Genomic DNA, 24667 nt, shown 5'->3' with positions numbered 1-24667 from the left:
TTCTTTCGGGCAATGATATTTCTGCCCTGCAACCCTTTCGAGAAAGGAGGATCACGCTATGCAGTATTATTTCCGGCATCATCGCCAGCGTGGTCCCGTCGACGCCCTGCAAATGCGTTTGCAGGGCTGACCAGAGACGCTTTTACATCTCTTCCTGGTCTGCCCTTCGTGGCCGATGCGCCGCCGTCAGATGACTGCGCGCATTCCCTTTATCCCGGACGCGAAAGACGCAATCCGTGATGGCCTGATGCCACCGATTGCGTCTGCTCCCGGTCAGGACCAGAGAACGAACATGACTCTCATCAATATGCGCAATCTCGGCATGACGCTGAGCAAGCCGCTGTTTTCCAACCTCAATCTCGTCGTCAATTCAGGCGACCGCCTTGGCCTCGTCGCCGCCAACGGGCGCGGGAAATCCACCCTGCTTGCCTGCATCACCGGCGCGCTGGAGCCGAGCGCGGGCGAGATCACCAAGGCGCGCGGGCTGACGATCGGCCATGTCGCGCAGAATGTGCCGGCTGCACTTTTCGATACGACCTTTTATGATGCGGTGCTGCAGGCGCTGCCGGCCGATCAGGCCGAAAGCGAGAGCTGGCGCGTCGACGTCGTGCTGGAATCGCTCGAGGTGCCGGAGGTCATGCGCGGCCGGCCGCTGGAGCAATTAAGCGGCGGCTGGCAGCGGCTGGCGATGATTGCCCGCAGCTGGGTCGGCGAGCCCGACGTGCTTCTGCTCGACGAACCGACCAACCATCTCGATCTCGAAAGGATCGCGCAGCTGGAAAGCTGGCTGAATGCGCTGCCGCGCGAGGTGCCGGTCATTCTCTCCAGCCATGACCGCGCCTTTCTCGATGCGACGACCAACCGGACATTGTTCCTGCGGCCGGAGCAATCGCCGGTCTTTGCGCTCCCCTATAGCAGGGCACGCGCGGCCCTCGACGAGATCGATGCCTCGGAGGCACGGCGGTACGAGCGCGACATGAAGGCGGCGGAGCAGCTGCGCAAGCAGGCCGCCAAGCTCACCAATATCGGAATCAATTCCGGCAGCGACCTGCTCGTCGTCAAGTCGAAGCAGCTGAAGCAGCGGGCGGAGAAGCTGGAAGATGCGGCAAGACCGGCGCATCCTGAACGTTCGGCCGGCGCCATCCGGCTTGCCAACCGCGGCACTCACGCCAAGGTGCTTGTGACACTGGAAGACGCGGCGGTGACGACGCCGGACGGGACGCTGCTGTTCAAGACCGGTCGTCAGTTCATCTGCCAGGGCGACCGTATCGTGTTGCTCGGGCTCAACGGCGCCGGCAAGTCACGGCTGGTGTCGATGCTGAAACAGGCGGTCGAGAGACCGGAGGCCGGGCAGGATGGGATCAAGACGACGCCATCACTGGTTCTCGGCTATGGCGACCAGGCGCTTGCCGATCTTTCCGACAAGGATACGCCGATCGGCATGATCATCCGCCGCTTCGATGTCGGCGACCAGCGGGCGCGGGCGTTGCTCGCCGGGGCCGGCATGACGATCGATATGCAGGCGAAGCCGATCGGCCAGCTTTCCGGCGGCGAGAAGGCACGGCTCGGCATGCTGGTGCTCAGGCTGACGGAGCCGAACTTCTATCTGCTCGACGAGCCTACCAACCATCTGGACATTGAAGGCCAGGAGGCGCTGGAAAGCGAGTTGATGGCGCAGGAGGCGAGTTGCCTGCTGGTATCGCACGACCGCAGCTTCGTGCGGGCGGTGGGAAACCGCTTCTGGCTGATCGAGAAGAAGCGGCTGATGGAGGTGGAGAGCCCGGAGGGTTTTTTTGCTTCTGTGGGATCGCGGGATGATCGGTGATGGCGGTGCCGGGAGGCCCCCTCATCCGACCCTTCGGGCCACCTTCTCCCCGCTGGGGAGAAGGGGAATCGAGACGTCGCCACAAGTCTCTTCTCCCCTCGGGGAGAAGGTGGCGGCAGCCGGATGAGGGGGCCTCCCGGCACGCCGCCAAAGCCAAAACTCTACCGCTTCGGCGCCACCAGGCAGAAGAAGGCGCCCTGCGGATCGGTGGCCTGGATGATCCAGCTGCCGCCCGGGACTTCCATCGGGCCGTTGACGACCTTGCCGCCGCCCGATGTGACGCGTTCGATCGCCGCGTCGATGGCGGGGACGATGAAATAGTAGCTCCAGCAGGGCATGGGCACGCTGTCGGGCTTGGTCATCATGCCGCCGATCTGCCGGCCGTCATGGGAGAAGAGGTAATAGACGCCCATCGGCCCCATATCCATCTCGCTATCCTTCGTCCAGCCGAACAGCTTGGAATAGAAGGAAACAGCTTCCCTGCCGTTGCCGGCATAGAGTTCGTGCCAGCCGATGTTGCCGGGCGCGTCGGGGGCGAGTTCCGGCCAGGTCTGTTCCATCGGCGCCGGCGTCATGATGCAGATGACGGCGCCATGCGGATCGGCGACGACAGCGAAGCGGCCGACGGTCGGGATGTCCTGGGGCGGCCGGCGGACTGCGCCGCCATTGGCGGCGAAATCCTTTGCCATCTGATCGACATCGTCGACACCGACATAGCCCGTCCAGTTCGGCGGAATGCCCTGGCCCTCAAGCTCGGCCGGAAACTCCATCAGGCCGGCGACCCCGATGCCGTTCGCCTCGAAGATCGTATAGGTCGGCATACCCTCCACCTGCATGTCCGAGGTGGTCCAGCCGACGACGGAGCTGTAGAATTTTGCGGCGGCTGAGGTGTCTGATGTCATCAGCTCACACCAAATGAACTTTCCATGCGTCTTGGACATCATGCTCTCCCTCTTCTGACGCCGCCTTTTCGCTTGGGGCGTCGTGATTGTCAGATTTTGCGGATGTAATGCGCTTCCATGAACTGCTTCCACGAGCCGTCCTCCTGCTTGGCGCTGGAGGTGAAAGTGCGGTGATTGTCGTCGATGAAGGTGATCTGCTCGCGGTAATCGGCAAGGCCATCGCCGCTGAAGTCGGGTCCAGTCGTATAGAGGTCGAGAATATTGCCGGAGGCGTCGACCTCGCCTTCATAGACCCACATATAGTCCATCATGCTGCCGATCCAGCTGCCGACATATCTGCCTTTTTCAGCGTTGTAGCCGAGCGTCAGGATCGTGGTGGTCGGCTTGCCATTCGGCATGTGGCCGGTCCCTTCGGCGACGAACCAGATGCCGTGCAGCGAACGGACGGTCTCCGTCCATTCCTTGCCATCGGACATCTCGGGTGCGGTGACGCTCCAGTCGCCGACAAGTCTTTCCAAAAAGGAATGCTCTTTCAGCACTTCGGCGGCCTTCATCATGCTCTCCTCCCTTCGAATGATGATATCCCAGATGTTTGATTGCTCAGTGACAGCAGGACGATGTCTTCGGAGCATCCTCATATTCGTCATGGCGGCGCACGAAATTCATCGTGCTTTCCTCGTTGCGGCCCTTCGGCGCGCGGTCGAGGATCATCAGGGTGCCGATCAGTTCCTCCGGACCTCGGGCATAACTGGAATAGGTATGAAAGACCTCGCCCTTGTCGTTGCGGTAGAAGGCGCTGAGGCCCGGCAGTTCGTCATGCGCCTCAGCCGGCTCGATAGAGGTGAAATTGTAGAAGACCTTGTCTTTGGCAAGGTCCTCCGGACTGAAAGAGACGTGATAATCGAAATTGAAATCGCTGCCGAAGGACGAGACCCAGGGAAATTTCCAGCCCATGCGCCTTTTGTAGGCGGCGATCTTGTCGAGCGGAGCACGCGAAACGGCCACCCAGGTGACGTCGTGATGGTTGAGATGCGGCAGCGCGCCATCGACGTGATCCGACAGGAAGGAGCAGCCGGGGCAGCCGGCCTGCCAGTCGGGACCGAGCATGAAATGATAGATCAGAAGCTGGCTGCGGCCATCGAAGAGATCGGCGAGCGATTTCTTTCCCTCGGGCGTTTCGAAGACATAGTCCTTGTCGACCTTCACCCAAGGCAGCGCCATGCGCTCGGCGTTGATGCTGTCGCGCAGCTTCGTCGCCTCCTTTTCCTTCAAGAGCAGGGCACGCCGGGCCTCCAGCCATTCCTCACGGGAAACAACTTCGTTCTGCATGAAATGCGCCCTCCTCCGGCGCTGCCGGCGAGCCGGCTCATCCCCTTCTCCTTGACTAATTACATTGATATCAATATAAAATGAGCATGTCAAATTCGATCGAGATTCCCTTTTCGACGACGCTGATGGTGCGCGACACCTGCCTCTGTCTGCATGTGCAGCGCGCGGCACGCGCGCTTGCCCGGCTGTTCGACGATGCGCTGCGGCCGGCCGGCCTCACCAACGGGCAGTTCTCCCTGATGATGTCGCTGAACCGGCCGGAACCGCCGCCGATGGGACCGGTCGCCGCCCTGCTCGCCATGGACCAGACGACGCTGACGGCGGCGCTGAAGCCCTTACAGCGCAGAGGCTGGGTGGCAGTGGTGGCGAACCCGAAGGACAGGCGCGGCCGGCTGCTCAGCCTTACCGCAGAAGGCAAGGCGGTACTGGCAAGAGCACTGCCGATCTGGGAAAGCACGCATGCGGCCCTTGACGATGAATTGCCGGGCGGCGGCGTTCTACGGCTGCGGCAGGATCTGCAGGCGCTGTCGGGGGTGACGGTGGAAGCGCCGAAGCCGGCTGAGGCGTCGCGCCGGCCGCGTCAAAGTGGACGGGCGACGGGCGACTAGGGCAACCTGCCCCTCATCCGCCTGCCGGCACCTTCTCCCCATTTTGACGGGGAGAAGGGATATGCCGCAACCTCTCCGTCCCAAGCCGACCTTTCGCAGGGCACGTCCCCTTCCCCCGTCAGAACGGGGAGAGGGTTAGGGTGAGGGGCAATTCCAAGGCGCTGAATCGCCGTGATCAGGCGACGGTGACCGGAACTTCGGTCGAGGTGCGCATGGCGTGGCTGTAGGGGCAGACGATGTGGGCCGCGGCAGCAAGTTTTTCGGCGGTTTCGCGGTCGAGGCCGGGGATATCGACCGTCAGCGCTACTTCGATGCCGAAGCCGGTGCCGTCTTCGCGCGGGCCGATGCCGACCTTGGCGGAGACGGTCGTCTCTTCCGGAATCTTGACCTTCTGCTGGCCTGCAACAAATTTCAAGGCACCGAGGAAGCAGGCGGAGTAGCCGGCAGCGAAGAGCTGTTCGGGATTGGTGCCGGTCGCGCCGTCACCGCCGAGTTCCTTGGGAACGGTCAGTGTCACGTCCAGAACGCCGTTCTCGGAAACGGCGCGGCCGGCGCGGCCGCCGGTGGCAGAGGCTTTGGTCGTATAGAGAATAGGCATGACGATCTCCTTTGGTTGGCCCTTCGATCGGGTTGGAGTTTTACTATCGCACAATTAAATTGTACGCAAGTTAATTTTGCAAATTGCATTTCACGAATGGAAAGAGGACAATCGCGGCCTCGGGGATGACGGATATGAATGCGCAAACGGTAAAGACGATGGAGATACCTGAGGAAGAGAAGAGGCTGGAAAAGCAGCTATGTTTCGCCGTCTACGCGACGGCGCATGCTTTTACCCGCGCCTATAAACCGATCCTTGACAGGGTCGGCCTCACCTATCCGCAATATCTGGTAATGCTGGTGCTGTGGGAACGCAGCGCACTACCGGTGAAGACGATCGGCGAGCAGTTGGACCTCGATTCCGGCACGCTGTCGCCGCTGTTGAAACGGCTGGAGCAGAGCGGGCTGATCAAGCGCATCCGCGATCTGCGCGACGAGCGACAGGTGATCGTGTCGCTGACGCCGAAAGGCGAAGCGATGAAGTCAGAGGTCGATACGATCATGACGGCGATCGGAAAAGCCGCCGGCTGCACGATCGAGGAAATGGCCGAGATGCGCGACATGCTGCATCGGCTGCGGGCCAATCTCGGCCGGGCCGGCGACGGCTGAAAGCCCCTGCCCCAAGCCGGTATGACGTCTGCGGCGGGATCAGGACCGCCGAGTGGCGGCCTTCGCCGTCGAGCGGCGCTTTTTTGCAGGCGCAGGTGCGGCATCCGCGTCCTCGGCCGCCTGCTGCAGACGAAGCGCCCTCAGCTTCTCCGTCTTCTTGTCACGCGCCGATGCCTCGGCGGCAATGATGGCGCGGGCCGTGTGATCGGTCGCTTCGGCCTTGTCGCGAGACGAAAGCTTGGCGGGGTTGAAGAATTCTCCCTTGGTGGCGGTCATGTGCCCCCTTTCTCGGGTAGTGTCGGCGTTTGATCCTTGCATTTCGGATGCCAACATCATTTTACGGCCGGGACGTACTTCCACAAGGCCGAGATGTGGCGACCGGCCCGTGACATAGGGCCGGCATGCCACGGCCGGATCAGCGAGCGCGGACAGCCTTCTTCGGCGCCGGCAGCAGGCCCTCGCGCTGCAGCTTCTTGCGGGCAAGTTTGCGCTGGCGGCGGACGGCCTCCCCCTTTTCGCGGGCACGCTTCTCCGACGGCTTCTCATAAGCGCTGCGCGCTTTCATTTCCCGAAAAAGCCCTTCACGCTGCATCTTTTTCTTAAGCACGCGCAACGCCTGATCGACATTGTTATCCCTAACGAGTACCTGCAAGCGAATATCCTTCCTGTCGGCGGCGAGGCCGCTGTCATATGATAAAAACGGCGGGCTACTTGCCCATGCGGATTCCCGAAAATTTCAGCCACGGCTCGGCATCATCGGCTTTGGCGGCCGCCTCAAGTGACGCCGCCCGTGGCGATTCCCCGATGTCGATATCGTCATCGGTGATGCGGCGCTCGAAATTCTCGCCGGTGAACTGAACGCGATATTGCACGTGCCCGTGATCGTTGGGCAGGATGCTGGCGATCCGGCATCGCTTGTCTGCCTTTGCCGTGCGGGTCAGGCCGGACTTCAGCACGATCATGTCGCCGACCTTGTAGCTTGGTCTGCTCATTCTGCGTCCCTCAACTCTTCGGCTGCTCAACTTCAAAACAAAAGGCCGGGCTTGAACCCGACCTCTTCCAGTCATTCAGCCACCAAGCTGCCTTTGACGGTCAGCGCGCTGCCAGTACATCCGTGGTCAGCGCGCCGCAATCTGTGGTCAACCAAGGCGAATGACAATCATGCGGCCTGAAGGTTGTCGGCCGCGCTCTTGCCGGAACGCTTGTCGCGGACCAGGTCGTAGCGGACCTTCTGGCCTTCGGTGAGTTCGCGCATGCCAGCGCGCTCGACTGCCGAAATATGGACGAAAACGTCCGTGGAGCCGTCATCAGGCTGAATGAAACCGAAACCTTTGGTGCCATTGAACCATTTGACTACGCCTGAATTCATAACGATTTCCTTTTCAACCGTTTGAGTGCACCCGTGGCAGAATATCCGCGGGAAATATCGATGCTGAGAGGAGATCTGACGAAGCGCGTTGGCGCATGGACAAAGGTCACGAGCATATTCGATAGGCACCATGTAGGCCTTTTACCGAATTAAGCAATGCTAAATCGAAAATAAAACTTTTCCGAGCGGTGAGCAGAGGCGGCCGACTGGCGACCGCCCCGGCGGCGTCACTGCCAGACGACGATCGGCGCCTTTGTCGGAACGCGGTCGTAGAGATCGATGATATCCTGGTTCAAGAGCCTGACGCAGCCCGAGGAGACGGCCTTGCCGATCGAGCGCCAGTCGGGATTGCCGTGCAGGCGATAGAGCGTGTCCTCGCCGTTCGAGAAGATATAGAGGGCGCGGGCGCCGAGCGGGTTCTTCAGGCCCGGCTCCATGCCGCCGTTCTCGATCGAGTATTTGACCAGTTCCGGCTGGCGGGCAACCATCTCGTTCGGCGGCTTCCAACGCGGCCATTTCTGACGCCACTGGATGACGCCCGATCCCTGCCAGGCGAAACCCTCGCGGCCGATGCCGACGCCGTAGCGCATCGCCATTCCATCGGCCTGGACGAGATAGAGGAAACGCGACGGCGTATCGACGACGATGGTGCCGGGCGGCTGGCCGGTGGGGTCGAGGACACGCTGTCGATAATAGCGCGGATCGATCTCTTCATAGGGAACGGCGGGAATGAGGAAGCCGCCGTCCTCGATCGGGCCGTACATGACGGCAAGCTCAGGCCCGCTCGGCACGCTGGAGGCACCAGGCGACTGGAACAGGCGCATGGGCGAGCGGTAAATGATCGATGTATCGCCCGATGTCACTGTGTTGACGGAGGAGGCGCAGCCGGTGAGCGCAGAGGCTGCCGTCAGAGCCGAAAGGGAAAGAAAGCTGCGGCGGGAAAGATGTCTATCGGAACTCATGACGCGGGACTGATTTCCTTTTGATGCGGGAATCCTGGAATAACGACACCAGGAAATCTATCGGCTTGCGCCAAATAAACCATAGCTTCACGCAGACGTGTTCCGGCCGGAGCCGACGATATGAAGAGCGCTGTTGCAGCGCTACATCACAACGATCTCGGCCTTGGCAGGAAGCCGCTCGTAGAGATCGACGACATCCTGGTTCAGCATGCGCACGCAGCCCGACGATGTCGCCTTGCCGATCGACTGCCAGTCGGGCGTGCCGTGGATGCGATAGAGCGTATCCTGGCCGTCCTTGAAGATATACATGGCGCGCGCGCCGAGCGGGTTCTGAAGCCCGGGATTCATGCCGCCGTTTTCCGCCGAAAAGGCGCGGACTTCCGGCTGGCGCGAGACCATTTCGACCGGCGGCGTCCAGCGCGGCCATTTCTGCTTCCACTGAATGACGCCGCGGCCCGACCAGGCGTAACCGTCGCGGCCGAGGCCGACGCCGTAGCGCATCGCCTTGCCGTTAGCCTCGACCAAATAGAGGAAACGCGCCTTGGTGTCGACGACGACGGTGCCAGGGCGCTCGGTCGTCTGGTAATCGACTTCCTGGCGCAGGAACTGCGGCTGGATGCGGCTGACCGGGATCGCCGGCAGAGTGAAATCCTCGACGCGCTGCTCGCCATACATCGCCATATGCACGGGATTGGTGAGCGGCAGGCCGTAGGTCTGATGGAACTGGGTCTTGTAAAGCTCGCGCGTCTGCGGCACCGGCTGATCGGGAATCGGCCGCACCCGGCGCGGATCGACGCCCGGCGGCTGGTAGAAGACCGGCGAGGTTTCCTGGACGAAGCGGGCGGGCGAATCGGCAGCAACATCGGGGATCAGGATGTTGCAGCCACTGAGCGGCGCCGCAGCAATCATAAGCCCGGCAATCGGCAAAACCCGGCGCAGAAAATTCATGGACCACCCTAATCAACGATCGGCGAGACAGCGATATCTGGCGCGACGATTGCATTCGCGGCTGGTGCGAGGCTGGCGTTCGTCGCAATGCACGACTATGGCTGTTCCGCCGGCGGCAGAGCTTACGCCGCCACCCCGTGGAAGAAGCGGATGCTCTGTTCGATCTCGGCTGGCAACGCCGAGGTGTGGTTGCCGGCGACGGTGTCGGTCTCGATATGGACGCCGGCGGCGCGGGCGCGGCGGGCGAGCAGATCGGCGCGGTCGTTGAAATGCGACTCTTCCGTACCGTGGACGACCCGGATAGGGCATTTGAAGCTGTGGGCGTAACAGAGCGCCGAACGCACCTCGAATTCATGCGCATCGCTGTCGTCGAAGCGGATGTCCTGCGGATAGCGGCTGAAGAAACGGAAGGCGTTGGGATTGCCCGAAATCGGCGCGGCGGCGCGGAATTTTTGGCTGCTCATCGCCGTCAGCATGGTCAGCGTGCCGCCGATGCTATGGCCGGCGATGAACAGGCGGCCGGGATCGACGCCCGGCAGATGCGCCAGGCGCTCGGTTGCGGCAAGCACATCGTCGACCTCATCGTAGAAGCCGGAAAAATTGCCCCTCTGGCCGTTTTCGCCGCGCAGCGACGGCATCATCACGACATAGCCGGCATCCATGTAGGGCTTCATCAGCTGCCAATGGCCGATGCCCATGGCATTGCCGCCATGCAGGAAGAGCACGGCCGGCTTGGCAGTGCGCTCGCGTTTGTACCGGGAAACCCATGCCACCAGTTCGAGCTCGCCGCCATAGCCGGAGCGGTAGAATATCTTCTCGGCGTCGGCAGGCGCGGTCAGCGGTTCGTATTTATCCGGCGCCGGGCCCTTTTGCAGGAGCTTCGTGCGGAAGCGGCGGCGGACCGCGGCATAGTCGTGCTTGGCAAGGCGCGGCTCGTCGGGGACATCGAAGGCGGTCGCCATGCGCGGCAGGACGAGCGCGCCGGCAAGCCCCGCCAGCACGGCGCGGCGTTGGCGGAAAAAGGAATTTTGTTCATGCGAGCTCATGACGCGGCACCCAAATCATTTCCCCGGCACGCCAGATTTGCATCGGAAAACCGATGCCGCCAATACACATGATGTTGAAAATATTGCCCTGCGTCATTGTTGCACAGGAGCGCAAAGCTCAGCCCGGCTTCGCATCGATCATGGCGACCAGTGTGCGGAGGCGGTCGGCCTCGTAAGGTGGCTTGTCGGGGCGAAGGCGGGCGATGCGAGGGAAGCGCATGGCGACCCCCGATTTATGCCGCGTCGAGCGGTTGATGCCCTCGAAGGCCACCTCGACGACGAAGCCGAAATCCCTGTCGGCGCGGACGGCCCGCACCGGGCCGAAACGCTCGGTGGTGTTGTTGCGCACGAACTTGTCGAGCAGTTCGAGTTCGGCATCGGTGAAACCGAAATAAGCCTTTCCCACCGGCACCAGCTGTTCGCCGTCCTCGTCATCGGCCCAGACGCCGAAGGTGAAATCGGAATAATAGCTGGAGCGCTTGCCGTGGCCGCGCTGGGCATACATCAGCACCGCATCGACATTATAGGGGTTGCGCTTCCACTTGAACCAGGGGCCTTTCATGCGGCCGGCCTGGTAGATGCTGTCACGCCGCTTGATCATGACGCCCTCGATGACCGGATCGGGCGGGGCCGCACGCAGCGCATCGAGCTCCTCCCACGAGGAGAAGGGCACGAGCGGCGAGAGGTCGAATCGGTCGTGGGGGGCGCGTTCAATGATATCGGAGAGACGCTCGCGGCGCTCGACATAGGTGCGCCCGCGAATATCCTCGTCGCCGTCGAAGAGCAGGTCATAGGCGCGGATGAAGGCGGGATAATCGTCGAGCATCTTCGCCGTCACCGTCTTGCGGTTCAGGCGCTGCTGCAGGTCGGAGAAGGTGCGGGTCGGGCTGTTGGAACGGGCGGTGCCGCCGACCAGCAGCTCACCGTCTACGACGCCGGAAAAATTGATCGCCTCAAGAATATCGGGAAAGGCGCCCGAAATGTCGTCGCCGGAGCGGGAATAGATCTTCCGCCTGTCGCCGGAGCGCGACAGCTGGACGCGGATGCCGTCCCATTTCCACTCGGCGGCGTAGTCGGCCGGGTCGAGACCTGCCAGGTCTCCCTCCTCCACGGCATTGGCGAGCATGACGGAATGGAAGATCGCCGGTGTCGCCAGCGCCGGTTTGTCGCCGCCGCCCATCAGCCATTGGAACAGCGTCTCGTAAGGCGGCTGCAGGCCATGCCAGAGGGTTTCGATCTCGGTGACGTCCTTGCCGCCGAGATCGGCCAGCGCCTGCTTGGCAAGGCGGGCGGAAACGCCGATGCGCAGCGCGCCGGTCGCAAGCTTGATGAAGGCGAACCGGCCGGAGGAATCCAGCCGGTCGAGCAGATCGCGGACATAGGCGCGCACTTCGGTGCGGCCGAGCGCGTTCATGCGCTTGACGACCTCACCCAGGCGCGGCTGAGCCAGGGCCGAGCGGTCTATGTCCCGCTCATTGTCCCAGACGAGCGAAATGGTTTCGGCGAGATCGCCCACATAGTCGTAGGAATAATGGAACAGCACCTCGTCCATGCGTTCCAGCACCAGGTCGCGCAGCATAGCAGGCTTGACGTCGCGCACTTCGAGCGTGCCGGCAATGGCGGCAAGGCCGTAGCCGCGGTCCGGGTCGGGCGTATCGCGGAAATAATCGGTCAGCAGCTTGAGCTTGCCGTTGCGGCTGGGGGTCAGGACCAGGCGGTCGAGGAGGTCGGCGAAGGCTTTCATATTGGCCTCCGCATTCCGGGGGAAAACCCCTCCCCAACTTCGCGAGACCCCTGCCCAACCCCTCCCCGCAGTTGGGAGGGGCTAACGCGCGGCACTGCCCTGCCCTTTTTCAACAACAGCGTTCTCGGCATTGATTTCGTCGCGCGACGGTGCCGCAGGTTAAGCCCCTCCCCCTTGTGGGGAGAAGTTGGGGAGGGGTTTTGACGCACGCTCCAGCTCATCTCAATCCGCCTCATCCTCATAGCCCACGAGATGCAAGGGCCTCGCCTTGATGCCCTGCAGCTGGCACCAGCGCACCAGCGCCTCCTCGCGGCCATGGGTTACCCAGACTTCAGCCGGATTCAGTTCGCGGATCGTTTCGGTCAGTTCCGGCCAGTCGCAATGATCGGAGATGACGAGCGGCAGTTCGACGCCGAGCTGTTTGGCGCGTTGGCGCACCATCATCCAGCCGGAGGCGAAAGCCGGCAGCGGCTCGTTGAAGCGTCGCGCCCAGCGGTCGGCGAAGGCCGAGGACGGGCCGATGACGACGGCGCCCCGGAAGGTGGATTTGTCGCGGCTTTCGATCGTGGCGGGCTGCAGCTCGCCGAGATCTATGCCTTGGCCGACATAATAATCACAGAGCTTTTCCATGGCGCCGTGGATATAGATCGGCTCGGCATAACCGGCATCGCGCAGCAGCCGGATGACGCGCTGGGCCTTGCCGAGCGCGTAGGCGCCGACGAGATGGGTACGCTCGGGAAATTGCCGGAGCGAGGCCAGCAGCTTGCCGGTCTCGTCGATCGGATCGGGATGATGGAAAACCGGCAGGCCGAAGGTCGCCTCGGTGATGAAGACATCGCAGGCGACCGGCACATAGGGCGCGCAGGTCGGGTCTGGGCGGCGCTTGTAATCGCCGGAGACGACGATGCGGGTGCCGTTCTTCTCGATGGCGATCTGAGCCGAGCCGAGCACATGGCCGGCGGGGTGAAAACTCACTTTGACGCCATTGATCCCCAGCTCTTCGCCGAAATCGGCTATCTGCTCGCTGGCGCAGAAGCCCTCGCCATAACGCAGGCGCATGATGTCGAGCGTCTGACGGGTGGCTAGCACGTTCACATGCCCCGGCCGGGCGTGGTCGGAATGGCCATGGGTGACGAGCGCCCGTTCGACAGGCCGCACCGGATCGACGTAAAAGCCGCCTTCCGGGCAATAGAGCCCTTCCGGGGCGGGATAAAGCAGCGCATCAGCTCTCATGATGCAAGAGATAGCGGGAAACGGGCGCGGGGCCAGAGGAAGCGATTGTCATCACCTGATCCCGTCGAGAAAGGATAAAATCGCGGCGTTGAACTCCGCCGGCCGCTGCAGTGGCGCGAAATGGCTGACGCCGGGCAGGTAGATCATCTGAGCGTCCGGGATGCTGCCGGTAAGATATTCGGCATGCTCGGGCTTGATGAATTCATCGTGTTCGCCGAGCACGATCGCGACCGGAACGCCGATGCGGCCGAGGTCGGCCGCCCCATAATTCGGCTCGGTCCGCATCATCAGGCTGACCGCCTCGACGAAGGAATTGAAATCGTCCGGCGTGGCGGACAATGCCGCATAATCCTTGGCGTGGCGAGCGAAACATCGGTCGATGACCGGGGTCGGAACGAATTCCAGCGTGCCGCTCGGATCCATGTTGCAGGCGAAGAAAAAGACGCCCTCCACACGCGACGGCGCCGTCATGGCGAGGATCAGCGCGATGCAGGCGCCATCGCTCCAGCCGACGAACGCCGCCGTTTCCAGCCGCAGTTCGTCCATCACCGCCAGCACGTCGGCAGCCATCAGCTCATAGCTGTAGGGACTGACATCGCGGGTGCTTCGTCCATGGCCGCGGCTATCGATCAGCACGACACGGCGGCCACTGGCAAGGAGCGCCGGGACCTGGTAGCCCCAGTTGCCGCTATGGCCGAGGCCGCCATGCAGCAGAATGACGGTAGGGCCTGTGCCGTAGCTCGCATACCAGATGCGAGCCCCGGCGCGCCCGACATGGCCTTCGACAGCAGCCAACGGCAGCGGGGCCGCCCCCTGCGCTTCGAAATGAATGAGCTCGTCGTCCTGTCGTTCCATAGCGGTCCCAATCCTTTCCGGCGAATAATCCCGCGCATAGAAAAGCCGGAAAACAGCCCAAGAACAACCAGAATCGATTTCTAGCTGTTGCCTCTTTCCATGCAATCAGGAGGGGCAGAGAAATGGGCAGGAAGCTTCTCTATTGCGCGGCGGCGATCGCGCTCGCAGCCGCCGGCATCTATCTCAACAATACCAGCCGCATTGCCGAGCATCGGCCGGAAAGCCGGTGCTTCTCGCCCATCGCGGCATTGCCCAGCGGTTCGACGAGACCGATCTGAAAAACGACACCTGCACGGCGAGCCGCATGCTGCCGCCCAGGCACGGCTATCTGGAAAACACTATACCGTCGATGCAGGCAGGCTTCGCCGCCGAGGCCGACATCGTCGAAATCGACGTGCATCCGACGACCGACGGCGAATTCGCCGTCTTTCACGACTGGACGCTCGACTGCCGCACCGACGGACACGGCGTGACCCGCAAGCATTCGATGGCTGAAATGAAAGGGCTCGACATCGGCTACGGCTATACCGCCGATGGCGGCAAGACCTTTCCCTTTCGCGGCCAGGGCATCGGCATGATGCCGACGCTGGCGCAAGTACTTTCGGCCTTTCCAGATCGGCGCTTTCTCATCAACATCAAGAGCCGCGAACCGTCCGAGGGGGAAAAGCTCGCCGCCGTGCTGAAGGCGCTTCCGGCGGCACAGCGGGCCGGCATCATCGTCTATGGCGGCGACGAGCCGATCGACGTTCTCGGCCGGCTCGCACCGGATATCAAAACCGCCTCGCGCAAAAGCCTGAAGGGCTGCCTGTTCGGCTATATCAGCTATGGCTGGACCGGCCTCCTGCCCGAGGCCTGCAGGCATCGGATGATGCTGGTGCCGGTTAGAGCCTTTCCGGGTTAGATTGAAGCATTCTGTTGGCTCAAACGGAGCCGGCCGGTCGATCAGCCGGCCCGTTTCAGCCAACCCGAAGGGCCGGGCATCTTTCCGCCAGGATCAAAGGCGATCGGCTCGGACGTACCTGGGGGTATGCCCGTCGCCAATCGCCTTTGCCCTGGCGAAAACCTGCTCCGGCAGAATGCTTCAATCTAACTCGGAAAGGCTCTAATATCGCGCCTTGGCTGTGGGGCTGGCCGGACCGCTTTCTCAACCGGATGCAGGATGCCGGAACGGAGGTTTTCGTGCTCGGCCCCTATCGCGGCGGCGATTTTTCCACCGGCATCGACGATGCCGCGCAGCTGGCGCGGCTGCCGCGGGATTATCCGGCAGGCCTATGGACGAATGAGATCGAGACGATCGGCAAGCTCATGAAATGAGGCGGAGTCTCCGCGCGCCTCAGAACTCCTGCCAATCGCCGCCGGCGACTGCCGTATTGCCGTGGAAGGCCGCGCTCACCTTCGCGGCCATTGCACGCGGTGCCGATGGAATGGGTCTGGAAGCCGCGGTTGCCACGGCGGGGCGTGATTGGCGCAAGCCCGCGCCTCCGATGTTGAACTGCCCCAGCAGCCGGAAGAGCGCGTCGGCCTCCTTGGCGAGGCTGTGGGCGGCGGCCGTCGATTCCTCGACCATGGCCGCATTTTGCTGCGTACCCTGGTCCATGGTGTTAACTGCAGTGTTGATTTCCTTCAATCCCGTCGCCTGCTCCTTGGAGCTTTCGACGATTGCCAGAACATTGCCGTTAACCTGCTGAACCTGAGCGACGATTTCCTCCAGAGCCTTGCCGGTCTCCCCGACCAGGCTCACTCCGCTCTTCACGTGCTCGTTGGAGGCGCTGATCAGCTCCTTAATCTCCTTCGCCGCTTTGGCCGATCTCTGAGCCAGCTCGCGAACTTCCTGTGCGACTACGGCAAAACCCTTGCCGGCATCGCCCGCGCGTGCCGCCTCGACGCCGGCGTTCAGCGCCAACAGATTGGTCTGAAACGCGATTTCGTCGATCACGCCGATGATATTGCCGATCTCGGCCGACGATGTTTCGATCTTGCCCATGGCTTCGACGGCGTTGCGGACAACCGCGCCGGAGCGCTCGGCATTCTCGCGGGTCGTCCGCACCAGCTGGCCGGCCTCCTGGGCGCGGTTGCTGGAATCGGAGACGGTTGTGGTGATCTCTTCGAGCGCGGCGGCGGTTTCCTCGACGGAGGCCGCCTGCTGTTCCGTGCGCTTCGACAGATCGTCCGAGGCGGAACGAACCTGCTGGGCTCCGGCAGCGATGCCGGTTGCGTTTTCGGCCACGGCCTGCATCGCTGCGCGCAGCTTGCCGACGGCGGCGTTGAAGTCGGTCCGGATTTTTTCCAGCGTCGGAATGAATGGAGTTGCGACTTCCTGGGTCAGATCACCGCCGGACAGCGCCATCAGGGATGCCGCCAGCTGATCGACGTTGTTGACGCGGGCGGTCACGTCCGTCGCGAACTTGACGACCTTGAAGACCTTGCCGTTCATGTCGAAGATCGGATTGTAGGATGCCTGGATATAGACCTTTTTGCCGCCCTTGCCGATGCGCAGGAACTCGTCAGCCACGAATTCGCCGGCTGACAGACGCACCCAGAACCGCCGATAATCGTCACTGTTGGCGTAAGCGCTGTCGCAAAACATCGAATGATGGCGGCCCTGGATCTCGGCCAGCTGATAGCCGAGCGCCGATAGGAAATTCTCGTTGGCCGTCAGTATCTCGCCCTTCGGCGTGAATTCGATAACCGCCTGGGCACGTGACAGCGCGCTTATCTTGCCGGCATCCTCGGCGCTCTGCAGCTTCTGCTTGGTGATATCGGTCGCGAACTTCACGACCTTGTAGGGTTTCCCGCCGCTGAAGACCGGATTGTAGGAGGCTTCGATCCAGATTTCCTTGCCGCCCTTGCCGATGCGTTTGTACTGGCGCTGATCGAACTCGCCTCGGTTGAGCCTCGCCCAGAACTCGCGATAATCGGCCGACGAGGCTTCTGCCGGCTCGACGAACATCCGGTGATGCTGGCCGACAATCTCGGACAAGTCGTAACCGAGGGCAGCACAGAAATTGGCATTGGCCGTGAGAATCTTGCCGGTAAGGTCGAATTCGATGATGGCCTGTGACCTGCTCATCGCGGCCAGTACGGCCTTGGCATCCGAACCGAAGCCGAATCCTATTTTCTTCATGCTGTTCCCCCATCGCTCAAATCGAGCGCATGACTGCCGCCACCCACCGCGGGCTTGCGCTGGACGGGCACCCCGAAAATAAAATCCGATAAATTCTTTAAGCTTCCTTTAACCGAGCCGTCTCGAAACCGGATGCGTGACATCCGAGCAACGGTGAAAAATAGCGAAGCACAAACAGCGACTTGACCTGAGGCTTCGCCAGGGATGCTGATCTTTCGGGACGTTATCAAACATGTCGCCACCGATTTTTTCGCCTTTGCCGGGTTCGAATGTTCGAAGATCCGTAAACTCTTTGTTAATCAACGGCCGCCCGCCCGTTGCCGACAGTCAAGGGCCTTTCCGTTTTTCTCTGCACATGCATATTTTTTCCGTCCTTCGAGCCGGCAGAATCAACTTCAGATACGAGCGGCAAGTGGACACATCAGCCGCCAAGCGCCGGATGCGAGGCAATCGGAGAAAGACATGCCGCTCGAGGCCGAGTTCAATCGAATTGAGGAAGTCGCTGCAGGCTTCAAGACGCATTACGAAGTCTTCAAATACATGAAGCGCCTCACCCAGGACCTGGGGATGACGGCCTTCCTGATCATGACGCTTCCTTCGGTCGATGTCGTCGAAATCGGTGCGACGAAGATCATCACCAACTGGCCGGCGGAAATGGTCGATTATTACGACGCCCATAACCTGATGGTCGACAGCCCGGTCATCCGGAGGATGCTGAGGTCAACCAGCCCCTTCAACTATGATGTCGAGGCGATCAATACCGATCGCGGCGAAGGCAAGAAGTCCACCGTCATCGAGTTGTTCAGGCGGTACGGCATGGAAAAAGGCGCCTATTTTCCCGTTCATGATGCCGCGGCAGGACGCGGTGCGATGTCGATTTCGGGGTTTCGGAATTTCAGCATGGTCGAAATGGCGAAACTCCTGTTTATCGCGACGCTCATTTATGATCGGCTGTCCCAGCTGACATTGAACGAGAAACACAAGCCGGTTTCCTTTACGCAGAGCGAGCTGGACTGCTTGAGGATGACGGCTGGCGGCAGGAAGAGCAGCGAAATTGCGAAGCTTCTCGATCTGTCGGAAAGCGCGGTCAACAATCAGATCGGCAGCGTGATCAGGAAGCTGGGATGCACGACGAGAACGCAGGCAGTTGTCAGCGCTCTGCGTCTCAACATCATTCGGGTCTAGACGCGGAGCCTCAATAGGTTATCTGGGTGGGAGTGAGCCAATTGATGCCTGCATCACAACAATGGACGCCGTGCATATCCTTGAGCTCTAACCGCGTTTTCCGCAAGAATTTCCTCGCATGAAAGAGGCCGAATCCAGGTCGCTACCGGCGGCGACCGTCATTGTGACCACAGACCGCCGTCGAGCCGGCGCTGATGTCGCAAGGGGCGATTTATCGCTTCAGTAACATGATCGCGGTCACGGAATGATGATGCGCGACGGCAGTTCTTGGTCTAGTATGGCGGGGCGAATTCTAGCGAGGGGGAAGCCGTCGTGGACATTGCCTCCTGGTTGCGAGGCCTTGGCCTTGAGCAATACGAACAGGCATTCCGCGAGAATGCGATCGATGCAGACGTTCTGTCCGACCTGACCGACGCAGACCTCCGCCAGCTCGGTATTCTGCTCGGGCATCGCAAGCGGCTCCTCAAGGCAATCGCGGAATTGGAGCGGACTGCAAACCGCTTCGATTCGACCGCTGCCGAGCCCGTCGCCGAGCGCCGGCAGCTCACCGTCATGTTCGTCGATCTCGTCGGTTCCACAGCGCTTTCGTCGCGTCTCGATGTCGAGGATCTGCGTGAGATCATCGGGGCTTTCCATCGCTGTGTCGCCGATACGATCGCCGGCTTCTCCGGCTTTGTGGCCAAGTACATGGGCGACGGCGTGTTGATCTATTTCGGTTACCCGCAGGCGCGCGAGAACGACGCGGAGCAGGCGGTGCGAGCCGGCCTTGCTCTCGTGGACACTATCGGGCGGCTGCAGCAGTCCGAGCCCTTGCGGGTTCGCGTCGGCATTGCCACCGGCCAAGTGGTCGTCGGCGATCTGATCACCTCGGACGAAGGGCAGGAGCGCGGCGTCGTTGGCGAGACGCCGAACCTTGCGGCACGTTTGCAAGCTCTTGCCGAGCCAGATGCCGTTCTGATCGCACCGCAAACGAGGCAGTTGCTCGGTGAACTTTTCCAATACCGCGATCTTGGGGCGGTCGCTGTGAAAGGGTTTCCGGAGCCCATCCGCCCATATCAGGTCGTGAGCGAAAGCGCCGTCGATAGCCGGTTCGAGGCGCTGCACGGGACGACACCTCCGTCCCTGATAGGTCGTGAGGAGGAGCTCGAGGTGCTGCTGCGACAGTGGCATTGCGCGAAAAATGGTGAAGGCCGCGTCGTGCTGCTCTCGGGCGAACCTGGGATAGGCAAGTCGCGGCTCGCCGTTGCCTTGCAAGGGCGTATCCAGAATGAACCGCATACCCGCCTTCGCTATTTCTGCTCGCCACATCGCCAGGACAGCGCGCTCCATCCGACCATTGCGCAGCTCGAACGGGCCGCCGGCTTCGAGCGGGAAGACACGCTGGAGAGGAAACTCGACAAACTGGTGGCGCTGCTTGCTCCAATCTCGCAAGAGGATGGAACGTTGCTCGCCGAGCTGTTGTCGCTGCCGACCGAAGGCCGCTTCCCACCTCTTCAGCTCACGCCCCAAAGAAAGAAAGAAAAAACGTTCGAAGTGTTGATTGCTAAGCTCGAGGCGCTGTCGAGACATGGCCCGGTTCTGATGCTCTTCGAGGATGTGCACTGGCTCGACCCCAGTTCGCGCGAGCTCCTCGACCTCGTCATCGAGACGGTGCCTCGCCTGCGGGTCCTGCTTCTCGTCACGTTCCGTCCCGAGTTTGAACCGACCTGGACCGATCAGGCCCACGTAACGATGCTCCTGCTTAACCGGCTCGGCCCACGTGACGGCGCAGCACTCGTTAAGCAAGTGGTCGGCAGCCGAGAACTGCTTAGCGAAATCGCTGCGGAGATCGTCGAGCGTACCGATGGAGTGCCGCTCTTCATCGAAGAGCTGACGAAGGCAGTGCTGGAGAGCGGCGATGCCCATACTGTACTTTCGCATGCGGCCACGACTGCGTTGAACGTTCCGGCCACATTACAGGCTTCATTGATGGCGCGGCTCGACCGTCTTGGCTCTATCGCCAGGGAGGTCGCCCAGGTCGGCGCCGTCATCGGACGCGAATTCTCCTACGAATTGTTGGCAGCCGTCGCACGGCGAAACGCGATTGAATTAGATGGAGCGCTGGATCAGCTCGTCGCCGCCGGTCTCGCATTCCGCCGCGGGACGCGGCCACTGGCCACGTACCTCTTCAAACATGCGCTCGTTCAGGACGTAGCCTATGGCACGCTTCTACGAGGCAAACGCCAGGAATTACACAGGCGTGTCGCAATCGCGTTAGAGGAACAATGGACCGAAATCGCCGACGTGCAACCCGAACTTCTCGCGCATCACCTGCAAGAAGCCGGAGATTGGGCGGCTGCTCTCGAGCGCTGGCAACAGGCCGGAGAGGCCGCGGTGGCCCGAGCTGCCACTCGCGAAGCCGTGTCGCATTTTGCCAGTGCTATCGAGTGCAGCAAGAGACTGGGCGATGTATCAGGCGGCGCCGAACGAGTGACACGACTCCACCTTTCCATGGCCAATGCTCTGATGCAGGCCCAGGGGTATCGCTCCGAGCGCCTTGGGAAAACACTTGAAGACGCATATCTTGCCGCCGCAACTACAGATCTGGTCAAGTTGCAATGTGACGTTGTGCTTTCACTCGGTCCTTTTCATTTTGCCACCGGGCGCAATCGCGACTACCTGACGATCGCCGATGAGCGACAAACAAGAAGCGCCGATCTTCTGCCTCCGGCGTATCTGGGTGGCCTTTGGACATGGAAGGGGGTTGCTCATTTCAACCGGGGAGAACAACCCCTGGCAGCCGATGCCCTGCGTAGGTCGTTGGATGTGACTGATCGCATTGATCCCGGTCAGCACATTTTGCTAGGCGGTGGAGATCAACGTGTTGTTGCCCAGTTCTATTTTAACAATTCGCTGATATTCATGGGTTTCGTCGATGCTGCGGTCGAATTGAAAAAGCAGATTGCAGGAGCTGTTGATCAACTCGATAAGCCATTCGACCGCGCCTGGCACTTTCTCACCCAGTGCGATTTGTGCGCCTTATTTGGCCAGTATGAGGAGCTCCTCGAGAACGCTTCTAAGATCGTCGAGATTTGCGAACGGCATGGCTACGCGGCCCGTCGGAGCGGCGGCCTCAGGTGGCGTGGTTATGCCCGCTGGCATCTAGGTGAACCGGATGCCGGTATCGAAGACGTTCTGGAGAGCTTGCTTCTTTGGCGAGGTCAGGGGGTCGTATTTCACACCCCCTATCGGGCATGCATCCTTTGTGATCTTCTCCTGCCCGCCGGTCGCATCGAGGACGCATCGCGATTGCTGGATGGCGTCGACGGACTGGTTTCCGATACGGACGAAGCGTGCTGTCTGGCAGAATGCGTTCGCCTTCGCGGCCAGATTGCTGCGGCAAGAGGTGATCTGACGGGCGCCGCGCGCCTTTTCGAAACAGCCATCGCCACTGCCCACCGGCAGCATGCAAAACTCTTTGAGCTTCGCGCCATCACACAGCTAGCACCGGCTCTGGCACGACAAGGTCGCGTCGAAGATGCCGCAGCGCGTCTGCGAGCGGCGGTCGATATGTTTGACGCCAGGCATCAGATCGTGGACCTGATTGCGGCACAATCGGCGCTGGATATGCTGTGCAGTTAAGGCGGGTCTCTTTGCATCGAGGAGAGCTGCCTTGCGGCCGCTGATGCTCAGTGATTTTCAACGGATATCGATCGACAACAACCACCGGTTTCCACCGGGGCAAAGCGATATTGTGGAACTCGCACATCAGCGTAGGCGGCAAGCGGAGGCCGGTCAGGGAGCGTGATTCCACGGCAACTGCGCCTGCAGCAACAACGGGACCTGCTCCGGTAAGACGGGCTTCGAGAAACGGTAGCCCTGCGCTTGCTCGCAGTGGGCCTGCCGCAGGAAAGCCATCTGGGCATCGGTCTCGACGCCTTCGGCGAGAACCGACAGCTTCAGCTTCTGCGCCAGCGAAATGACGGCCGAGGCGATGGCGACGGCCGTTTCGTCGCCCGGCAGGGCCTCGACCAGCGAACGGTCCATTTTCAGCCTGTCGAAGGGGAAGGTCTTCAGTGCCGCAAGGCTGGAATAGCCGGAGCCGAAATCGTCGATCGACAGGCGCACCCCGAGCGCCCTCAGCTGCTCCATCATGGCGAGCGCGCGCTCGGCATCCTGCATCACCACGCTTTCGGTGACCTCGAGCTCCAGCCAGCGGGACTGCAGGCGGTTGCGCTCCAGCGCCTCGCCGACATGGCTGGCAAAATCCGGATCGGCGAACTGCTTCGCCGAAACATTGACGGCGATCGTCACCGGCGTCAGGCCGATATCCTGCCAGTTGCGCGCCTGGCGGCAGGCCTCGTTCAGCACCCAGAGGCCGAGGGGAACGATGAGGCCGGTCTCTTCGGCAATCGGGATGAAACTCGCCGGCGGCACCCTGCCCTTTGCCGGATGGTTCCAACGGACCAACGCCTCGACGCCGGTGATGCGGCCGGTGGCGACATCGACCTGCGGCTGATATTCCAGGAACAGCTGATCGGCTGTTATCGCCTGATGGAGCTCCTCCTGCTCGCCGCGCGGCATGCCGACCCCGCTGCTGTCGCCATCATGATGCTGCAGCGTGTTGCGGCCGAATTGCTTGGCGCGATACATGGCGCGATCGGCATTGGCGAGAAGCTCTTCCGAGGTGGAGCCGTCGACGGGAAAGGCGGCGACGCCGATACTCGAGGTGATGATGATCTCACCGCTCTCGCCTTGCATCGGCCGAGTAATCGCCTTCTGCAGATCGCGAAGGCGGCGGGTGATGCCGGCATCGTGGCTCGACTGGTGGACGAGCACCACGAGGAATTCGTCTCCGCCGAGCCGCACCACCATATCCGAGGGACGGATGCTGTTGGCCATGCGGGTGGCGATCTCCTTCAACACCTCGTCGCCGGCGGCGTGGCCGCGGCCGTCATTGACGTCCTTAAAGTTATCGAGATCGATATAGGCGACCGTGACCTTGCGATTATTGCGCCGGGCCTGGTCGAGGATGCCGGCCAGCCTTTCCTTCAGAAAGGCTCGGTTCGGCAGGCCGGTGAGATCGTCATGATGCGCCATGAAATGGATGCGATCGTCGACGCGCTTGCGTTCGATGGCGATGCCGGCGATGTGGGTGGCGAGCGCCACCAGCCTCATTTCATGCTGGGTCGGACGGCGTACCTCCCTGGAATAAAGGGCGAAGGTGCCGAGCACATTGTTCTCAGAGGTAGCGATCGGCGTCGACCAGCAGGAGCGAAAGCCGAAAGGCGCAACCAGCCCGCGGAAATCCTCCCACAGCGGATCGCTCATCACGTCCTCGACGATGACGGGCTGGCCGCGCCAGGCGGCGGTACCGCAGGAGCCGACCTTGGGGCCGATGGTGACACCGTCGATGAGCCGGCTGTAGCCTCCGGGAAGATTGGGAGCCGCACCGTGATAGAGCCGGGTGCCCTGGCCGTCGAGCAGAAGAACCGAGCCGTCGATATCCGTCAGCTGGGCTTCGATCATCAGCACCAGCGCCTCGAGGATCATCGGCAGCGGTTCATTGCGGGCGATCATCTCGAGCAGTTTCGCCTGGCCGCGATGGAGATCCTCCTGCAGCTTGCGTTCGGTGATATCGCGGGAAACGCCGATCAGCCCGACGACCTCGCCGCGATCGTTGCGCAGCGGTATTTTCGAGGTCAACCGGCATACCGGCTTGACGGCGCAGGGAAGGACGACCGTCTCCTCCATGTCGATGCGGGCTACGCCGCTCGCCATGATCTGCTGCTCGATATCGAAATGGCGGCGCGCCGCCTCGAAGTCGAACAGGTCGAAATCGCGCTTGCCGGCGATCTCTTCGGCGCTGAGGCCGAGGCTGGCCGCCGTGACGGCGTTGGCGAAGACAAAGCGGCTGTCACGATCCTTGACGTAGAGGAAGTCCGGAAGTTCGTGGATAATCGCCTTCAGGCGCAGGTTTTCAACGCCTTCCGAGAGGAGATGGGCGGTAGACGCCATCATCGCCTCGGTCGCGGCAACGAAGCGCCGGGTTTCGGCCGTCAGGGAATCGAGCGATTCCCATCGCCCGGCACTCGCTTCGTGCATAACGCCATTCTCCTGCAGCGGCTGAAGGGCCTGCAATATCCATTTATTTTCCCTTCAAAGTAGTCTCCATTCCCTTCGGGTTGCTTAAATGAAAGAGTGAATAACACACCAATATAAGCGGCGAGATCCTGCCATAGGTCCCTGTCGCAGCAAGAATTTTGGATTGATGTGACGGGCCTGTGCCAAAAGAGGACAGGCGGGCTGGCACATTTTCTGCTACGGGCGCGTCATGACAGGAGAGCCCGGA

The 24667-nt window shown here is 61.6% G+C and carries 21 protein-coding genes and 2 pseudogenes; 7 read left to right on the top strand and 16 right to left on the bottom strand.

What is annotated here, in order from left to right; all coding sequences use genetic code 11:
* The first annotated feature begins 292 nt into the window (after window positions 1-292).
* Complete coding sequence (locus PH551_RS11015; protein ID WP_285193016.1) at window positions 293-1825, top strand: ABC-F family ATP-binding cassette domain-containing protein; 1533 nt, start codon at window positions 293-295, stop codon at window positions 1823-1825.
* Between the two features lie 161 nt (window positions 1826-1986).
* Here the strand turns inward: PH551_RS11015 and PH551_RS11010 are convergent, their stop codons facing one another.
* Genes PH551_RS11010 through PH551_RS11000 form a run of 3 tightly spaced genes read right to left on the bottom strand, consistent with a single transcriptional unit; the run spans window position 1987 to window position 4056 of the window.
* Window positions 1987-2766, bottom strand: coding sequence for a VOC family protein (locus tag PH551_RS11010; RefSeq protein ID WP_285193015.1), 780 nt, complete (start codon window positions 2764-2766; stop codon window positions 1987-1989).
* A gap of 50 nt (window positions 2767-2816) precedes the next feature.
* On the bottom strand, window positions 2817-3284 hold the full coding sequence (locus tag PH551_RS11005) for a DUF1579 domain-containing protein (protein WP_285193014.1): 468 nt from the start codon (window positions 3282-3284) through the stop codon (window positions 2817-2819).
* Between the two features lie 43 nt (window positions 3285-3327).
* Window positions 3328-4056 carry a DUF899 domain-containing protein gene (locus PH551_RS11000; RefSeq protein ID WP_183703393.1) on the bottom strand — a complete coding sequence of 243 codons (729 nt, stop codon included), beginning with the start codon at window positions 4054-4056 and terminating at the stop codon, window positions 3328-3330.
* Window positions 4057-4142: 86 nt separating this feature from the next.
* On the opposite strand from PH551_RS11000, the gene PH551_RS10995 reads away from it, so the two are divergent.
* The gene (locus PH551_RS10995; protein ID WP_285193013.1) at window positions 4143-4664 is read left to right on the top strand and encodes a MarR family winged helix-turn-helix transcriptional regulator; all 522 of its coding nucleotides are present in this window, start codon (window positions 4143-4145) and stop codon (window positions 4662-4664) included.
* Between the two features lie 175 nt (window positions 4665-4839).
* Here PH551_RS10995 and PH551_RS10990 read toward each other — a convergent pair whose 3' ends face one another.
* Window positions 4840-5262, bottom strand: coding sequence for an organic hydroperoxide resistance protein (locus PH551_RS10990; protein WP_064837534.1), 423 nt, complete (start codon window positions 5260-5262; stop codon window positions 4840-4842).
* A 125-nt stretch (window positions 5263-5387) separates the two neighbouring features.
* Between PH551_RS10990 and PH551_RS10985 the strand changes: the two genes are divergently transcribed.
* The gene (locus PH551_RS10985) at window positions 5388-5870 is read left to right on the top strand and encodes a MarR family winged helix-turn-helix transcriptional regulator (RefSeq protein ID WP_285193012.1); all 483 of its coding nucleotides are present in this window, start codon (window positions 5388-5390) and stop codon (window positions 5868-5870) included.
* Window positions 5871-5909: 39 nt separating this feature from the next.
* Here the strand turns inward: PH551_RS10985 and PH551_RS10980 are convergent, their stop codons facing one another.
* From PH551_RS10980 to PH551_RS10935, 10 genes are all read right to left on the bottom strand, one after another.
* Window positions 5910-6146 carry a hypothetical protein gene (locus PH551_RS10980; protein WP_285193011.1) on the bottom strand — a complete coding sequence of 79 codons (237 nt, stop codon included), beginning with the start codon at window positions 6144-6146 and terminating at the stop codon, window positions 5910-5912.
* Between the two features lie 139 nt (window positions 6147-6285).
* On the bottom strand, window positions 6286-6522 hold the full coding sequence (gene rpsU / locus PH551_RS10975; RefSeq protein ID WP_011424510.1) for a 30S ribosomal protein S21: 237 nt from the start codon (window positions 6520-6522) through the stop codon (window positions 6286-6288).
* A 55-nt stretch (window positions 6523-6577) separates the two neighbouring features.
* On the bottom strand, window positions 6578-6862 hold the full coding sequence (locus PH551_RS10970; RefSeq protein ID WP_085777400.1) for a cold-shock protein: 285 nt from the start codon (window positions 6860-6862) through the stop codon (window positions 6578-6580).
* A 167-nt stretch (window positions 6863-7029) separates the two neighbouring features.
* Window positions 7030-7239 (bottom strand): cold-shock protein, encoded by a 210-nt coding sequence (locus PH551_RS10965; RefSeq protein WP_085777399.1) that lies wholly within the window; start codon window positions 7237-7239, stop codon window positions 7030-7032.
* Between the two features lie 227 nt (window positions 7240-7466).
* Window positions 7467-8201: a L,D-transpeptidase family protein gene (locus PH551_RS10960; protein ID WP_085777398.1), complete on the bottom strand. Its 735-nt coding sequence runs from the start codon at window positions 8199-8201 to the stop codon at window positions 7467-7469.
* A 141-nt stretch (window positions 8202-8342) separates the two neighbouring features.
* Window positions 8343-9149: a L,D-transpeptidase gene (locus PH551_RS10955; RefSeq protein ID WP_285193009.1), complete on the bottom strand. Its 807-nt coding sequence runs from the start codon at window positions 9147-9149 to the stop codon at window positions 8343-8345.
* A 122-nt stretch (window positions 9150-9271) separates the two neighbouring features.
* Window positions 9272-10195 carry an alpha/beta hydrolase family protein gene (locus tag PH551_RS10950; protein ID WP_285193008.1) on the bottom strand — a complete coding sequence of 308 codons (924 nt, stop codon included), beginning with the start codon at window positions 10193-10195 and terminating at the stop codon, window positions 9272-9274.
* Window positions 10196-10313: 118 nt separating this feature from the next.
* Window positions 10314-11939, bottom strand: a complete 1626-nt coding sequence (locus PH551_RS10945; protein ID WP_285193007.1) for a cisplatin damage response ATP-dependent DNA ligase — start codon at window positions 11937-11939, stop codon at window positions 10314-10316.
* A gap of 222 nt (window positions 11940-12161) precedes the next feature.
* Complete coding sequence (locus PH551_RS10940) at window positions 12162-13172, bottom strand: ligase-associated DNA damage response exonuclease (RefSeq protein WP_285193006.1); 1011 nt, start codon at window positions 13170-13172, stop codon at window positions 12162-12164.
* Between the two features lie 51 nt (window positions 13173-13223).
* Window positions 13224-14027, bottom strand: coding sequence for an alpha/beta fold hydrolase (locus PH551_RS10935; RefSeq protein ID WP_285193005.1), 804 nt, complete (start codon window positions 14025-14027; stop codon window positions 13224-13226).
* 122 nt (window positions 14028-14149) lie between these two features.
* Between PH551_RS10935 and PH551_RS10930 the strand changes: the two are divergent.
* Together PH551_RS10930 and PH551_RS10925 are read left to right on the top strand one after the other, a co-directional pair.
* Window positions 14150-14922: pseudogene (locus PH551_RS10930) on the top strand (glycerophosphodiester phosphodiesterase family protein); the annotation flags it as partial.
* 209 nt (window positions 14923-15131) lie between these two features.
* Window positions 15132-15341: pseudogene (locus tag PH551_RS10925) on the top strand (glycerophosphodiester phosphodiesterase family protein); the annotation flags it as partial.
* A 19-nt stretch (window positions 15342-15360) separates the two neighbouring features.
* Here PH551_RS10925 and PH551_RS10920 read toward each other — a convergent pair.
* Window positions 15361-17151: a methyl-accepting chemotaxis protein gene (locus PH551_RS10920; RefSeq protein ID WP_285193004.1), complete on the bottom strand. Its 1791-nt coding sequence runs from the start codon at window positions 17149-17151 to the stop codon at window positions 15361-15363.
* 462 nt (window positions 17152-17613) lie between these two features.
* Here PH551_RS10920 and PH551_RS10915 point away from each other — a divergent pair, with 462 nt between their 5' ends.
* Complete coding sequence (locus tag PH551_RS10915) at window positions 17614-18336, top strand: LuxR family transcriptional regulator (RefSeq protein ID WP_285193003.1); 723 nt, start codon at window positions 17614-17616, stop codon at window positions 18334-18336.
* Between the two features lie 312 nt (window positions 18337-18648).
* Window positions 18649-21957, top strand: coding sequence for an adenylate/guanylate cyclase domain-containing protein (locus tag PH551_RS10910; RefSeq protein WP_285193002.1), 3309 nt, complete (start codon window positions 18649-18651; stop codon window positions 21955-21957).
* 153 nt (window positions 21958-22110) lie between these two features.
* Here PH551_RS10910 and PH551_RS10905 read toward each other — a convergent pair whose 3' ends face one another.
* Window positions 22111-24420 (bottom strand): sensor domain-containing protein, encoded by a 2310-nt coding sequence (locus tag PH551_RS10905; protein WP_285193001.1) that lies wholly within the window; start codon window positions 24418-24420, stop codon window positions 22111-22113.
* Window positions 24421-24667: the final 247 nt, after the last annotated feature.

The organism is Rhizobium atlanticum (assembly GCF_030182485.1).
Taxonomy (GTDB): Bacteria; Pseudomonadota; Alphaproteobacteria; order Rhizobiales; family Rhizobiaceae; genus Rhizobium.
This window is presented reverse-complemented; position numbering and strand designations above follow the sequence as displayed.

What these genes read in the sequence shown, in the direction of transcription:
- PH551_RS11015 (WP_285193016.1), top strand. Translation starts at nt 293, where the DNA reads ATGACTCTCATCAATATGCGCAATCTCGGCATGACGCTGAGCAAGCCG.
- PH551_RS11010 (WP_285193015.1), bottom strand. Translation starts at nt 2,766, where the DNA reads ATGTCCAAGACGCATGGAAAGTTCATTTGGTGTGAGCTGATGACATCA.
- PH551_RS11005 (WP_285193014.1), bottom strand. Translation starts at nt 3,284, where the DNA reads ATGATGAAGGCCGCCGAAGTGCTGAAAGAGCATTCCTTTTTGGAAAGA.
- PH551_RS11000 (WP_183703393.1), bottom strand. Translation starts at nt 4,056, where the DNA reads ATGCAGAACGAAGTTGTTTCCCGTGAGGAATGGCTGGAGGCCCGGCGT.
- PH551_RS10995 (WP_285193013.1), top strand. Translation starts at nt 4,143, where the DNA reads ATGTCAAATTCGATCGAGATTCCCTTTTCGACGACGCTGATGGTGCGC.
- PH551_RS10990 (WP_064837534.1), bottom strand. Translation starts at nt 5,262, where the DNA reads ATGCCTATTCTCTATACGACCAAAGCCTCTGCCACCGGCGGCCGCGCC.
- PH551_RS10985 (WP_285193012.1), top strand. Translation starts at nt 5,388, where the DNA reads ATGACGGATATGAATGCGCAAACGGTAAAGACGATGGAGATACCTGAG.
- PH551_RS10980 (WP_285193011.1), bottom strand. Translation starts at nt 6,146, where the DNA reads ATGACCGCCACCAAGGGAGAATTCTTCAACCCCGCCAAGCTTTCGTCT.
- PH551_RS10970 (WP_085777400.1), bottom strand. Translation starts at nt 6,862, where the DNA reads ATGAGCAGACCAAGCTACAAGGTCGGCGACATGATCGTGCTGAAGTCC.
- PH551_RS10965 (WP_085777399.1), bottom strand. Translation starts at nt 7,239, where the DNA reads ATGAATTCAGGCGTAGTCAAATGGTTCAATGGCACCAAAGGTTTCGGT.
- PH551_RS10960 (WP_085777398.1), bottom strand. Translation starts at nt 8,201, where the DNA reads ATGAGTTCCGATAGACATCTTTCCCGCCGCAGCTTTCTTTCCCTTTCG.
- PH551_RS10955 (WP_285193009.1), bottom strand. Translation starts at nt 9,149, where the DNA reads ATGAATTTTCTGCGCCGGGTTTTGCCGATTGCCGGGCTTATGATTGCT.
- PH551_RS10950 (WP_285193008.1), bottom strand. Translation starts at nt 10,195, where the DNA reads ATGAGCTCGCATGAACAAAATTCCTTTTTCCGCCAACGCCGCGCCGTG.
- PH551_RS10945 (WP_285193007.1), bottom strand. Translation starts at nt 11,939, where the DNA reads ATGAAAGCCTTCGCCGACCTCCTCGACCGCCTGGTCCTGACCCCCAGC.
- PH551_RS10940 (WP_285193006.1), bottom strand. Translation starts at nt 13,172, where the DNA reads ATGAGAGCTGATGCGCTGCTTTATCCCGCCCCGGAAGGGCTCTATTGC.
- PH551_RS10935 (WP_285193005.1), bottom strand. Translation starts at nt 14,027, where the DNA reads ATGGAACGACAGGACGACGAGCTCATTCATTTCGAAGCGCAGGGGGCG.
- PH551_RS10920 (WP_285193004.1), bottom strand. Translation starts at nt 17,151, where the DNA reads ATGAAGAAAATAGGATTCGGCTTCGGTTCGGATGCCAAGGCCGTACTG.
- PH551_RS10915 (WP_285193003.1), top strand. Translation starts at nt 17,614, where the DNA reads ATGCCGCTCGAGGCCGAGTTCAATCGAATTGAGGAAGTCGCTGCAGGC.
- PH551_RS10905 (WP_285193001.1), bottom strand. Translation starts at nt 24,420, where the DNA reads ATGCACGAAGCGAGTGCCGGGCGATGGGAATCGCTCGATTCCCTGACG.